General features: G+C 60.9%; 2 protein-coding genes and 1 pseudogene. 2 read left to right on the plus strand and 1 reads right to left on the minus strand.

Annotated elements, in window-relative coordinates; all coding sequences use genetic code 11:
* Positions 1-149 precede the first annotated feature (149 nt).
* On the plus strand, positions 150-539 hold the full coding sequence (locus tag PHA8399_RS22270; RefSeq protein ID WP_145976994.1) for a hypothetical protein: 390 nt from the start codon (positions 150-152) through the stop codon (positions 537-539).
* Positions 536-2623 carry a recombinase family protein gene (locus PHA8399_RS07585; protein WP_058285574.1) on the plus strand — a complete coding sequence of 696 codons (2088 nt, stop codon included), beginning with the start codon at positions 536-538 and terminating at the stop codon, positions 2621-2623. The genes PHA8399_RS22270 and PHA8399_RS07585 overlap by 4 nt, the downstream gene beginning before the upstream one ends.
* 9 nt (positions 2624-2632) lie before the next feature.
* Here the strand turns inward: PHA8399_RS07585 and PHA8399_RS21895 are convergent.
* Positions 2633-2800: pseudogene (locus PHA8399_RS21895) on the minus strand (IS66 family transposase); the annotation flags it as partial.

Raw genomic sequence — 2800 nt, forward strand, 5'->3', positions numbered from 1 at the left:
CGAAGCGATGCGGCCCCAGGCGCGGCCGCCTTCGTCGTGACCAGCAAAGAGCGCATTTTTTCTCGNCANGGCCAGTTCCCGTTCATTCTGCCCATGTCGGGCAAGTTTACCGGGTTCATTATCGATGGCATGCCTATTTTGGCTCGGACGTGAAGGTTTTCCGCACGCTCAATCGCGGTGATGGCCAACATGTTGGGATCGAGCGCGATGCGGGGATCGCGATCCTGGCACCCGCTTGGATTCTGGATGCTTCGGTTTGTCAGAGTTTCGAGCTTGGCGCACCTTTGGTGTCCACGGATGCGCTTTTCGAACTTCATTCGGTTCTCGGGCACCTCGGTTTCCGGCGAGGGTTGAATGGTGACGAGTCACCCATGGAGGCCCCGAATGAAGCATCACAGATCCTCGACACCAGCCCAGTTGCCGCTGCCGTTATCGCCGGCACCATCGCTGACGGAACCGGAATACCGGTCGATGGTGACAGCCCTGGCGCAATTGCTGCTGACCGCGGCAAAAACCGGTCCGGGAGGGCACAGCAATGAATGACATGGCCCTCACGTTTCCACCGGAACTGCTGAAGCGTCAGGCGGTGATCTACGTGCGCCAGTCGACGCAGAGCCAGGTTATGACGAACCTCGAAAGCCAGCGCCGGCAATACGATCTTGTCGAGATGGCCCGCGGATATGGATTTGCCGGGATCGATGTCATCGACGACGACCTTGGTGTATCGGCCAGTGGCTGTCACGCCCGCCCCGGCTTCGAACGGCTCGTGGCCATGCTGTGTTCGGGCTCGATCGGCGCCGTCTTCTGCCTGGAAGTATCGCGCCTGGCCCGCAACGGCCGCGACTGGCATCATATGCTGGAGCTTTGCGGCCTGGTCGATGCGCGTGTCGTGGACCATGACGGCGTCTACGATCCGCGTCATCCCAATGACCGGCTGCTTCTGGGCATGAAGGGCAGCATCAGCGAGTTCGAGCTTGGCGTCTTGCGCACGCGCATGGTTGAAGCCGCCCGCGCAAAAGCGCGCCGCGGAGAGCTGCGCTATACCCCGCCGACCGGCTATCTGTGGGATCGTGACGCTGGGGTGATGTTCGATCCCGATCTCCGGATCCAGGAGGTCGTCCGGCAGATCTTCTGCCGGTTTCGCGAGCTTGGAAGTGCCCGGCAGGTACTTCTGGCCATGTCTGCCGAGGGCGTTCATTTCCCCAGACCCTCCGATGGTATCAGATTGACGAGCTTCGAATGGCAGCCCATTCGCTACCGCAACGTGATCAGCGTGCTGAAGAACATGTTTTATGCGGGCGTCTACGCCTATGGTAAGACCGGCCGGCAAGCAGAAATCCGGGACGGGCGCGCGCATGTCACTTACAAGAACCGCAAATCCCCCGAAGACTGGGATGTGGTGATCAGGGATCACCACCCCGGCTATATCGATTGGGAGGAGTATGAACGCAATCAGGCACAGCTGGCCAGGAACGCTTTCGGGCGCGCCGGCGGGGTCAAATCCGGTCGCGGCGGCGGCGCGCTTCTGGCCGGCCTCCTCTGCTGTTCGAGATGCGGGCGGCGGCTGCATGTGGTCTATACCGGCCGCAGTCCACGCTCTGTCTACCGCTGCGACACCCCCAACCTTCTTCTGGGACAGAAGCGCTGTATCACCTTCGGCGGGTTCCGGGCCGACAAGCTCATCACCGAGGCCGTTCTTGAGGCCGTGGCGCCATTTGCCATCAACGCCGCTATCGAGGCACGTGCCATGTTGAGCCAAGCCGTGGAAGACAAGCGGCTGGTGCTCGAGATGGAGTTGCAGCAGGTCCGGTACGACGCATCTCTGGCGGAACGGCGCTACGCCGCCTGTGACCCGGATAACCGTCTCATCGCGGCGGAATTGGAGAACCGATGGGAAGAGGCTCTGGGACGTGTTCGAAGCTTCGAGCAGCGCCTGAATGCGGAGATTGCCGCAGTCCCGGACGTGGATGTCACCCGCCTGGAGGGGCTGGCGCAGGACCTTGAGGCCGCCTGGGCGGCTCCGGCGACCTCCATGCGCGACAAGCAACGATTGCTCAGAACGCTGATCGAAGACATCGTGGCGGATATCGACGACGATACAGGCGAAATTGTTCTGGTCGTCCACTGGAAAGGCGGCCGGCACACGGAATTGCGCGTCAAGAAGCCAAAGAGCGGCGAACACAATGCCCGCACCAGTGAAGAGGCGCTTGGAGTCATTCGCGAGATGGCAGGACGCTGGCCGGATGAGTCGATTGCTGCCTGTCTAAACCGCATGGGAATGCAGACTGGCCAGGGCAAGACCTGGAATGCGAAACGCGTTTCATCCATCCGGCGTGTGAATGACATTCACGGATACCTGTCTGCTGACAAGGATGGCCCGTGGCGCACAATGACCGAGGCAGCGAAAGAGCTCGGTGTGACCAATCACGTCATCCGCAAACTGATAAAGGACGGTATTCTGCCCGCAAATCAGGTGGTCGATGGCGCGCCGTACCAAATCCGGACGGCTGACCTGCATTCGGATAAGGTCAAAAACGCTCTCGCACGGAAAGGACGCCCGTGTCGCGCTGACCTCGACGACCAGCTATCAATGTTTCCAAGCACTTATGAAGGGGGTGCATAATGACCAACCAACTGCGATAGGGCGGATCAGGTTCTCGACAGCATTGGAGTCGATCTCGACGCGGCCGTCGTGGAGGAAGGTCTGCAGCCCGTCCCACTGCCGGTGGATGTAGGCCAGCTTCTCTCCGAGACGTGACTTTGAGGAGATCCGGCGGCGCTGGCTCTGCAGCCATTCTCC

This window comes from Leisingera aquaemixtae, assembly GCF_001458395.1.
Taxonomy (GTDB): domain Bacteria; phylum Pseudomonadota; class Alphaproteobacteria; order Rhodobacterales; family Rhodobacteraceae; genus Leisingera; species Leisingera aquaemixtae.

Coding starts and splice junctions, on each gene's coding strand:
- PHA8399_RS07585 (WP_058285574.1), top strand. CDS start 536: ATGAATGACATGGCCCTCACGTTTCCACCGGAACTGCTGAAGCGTCAG.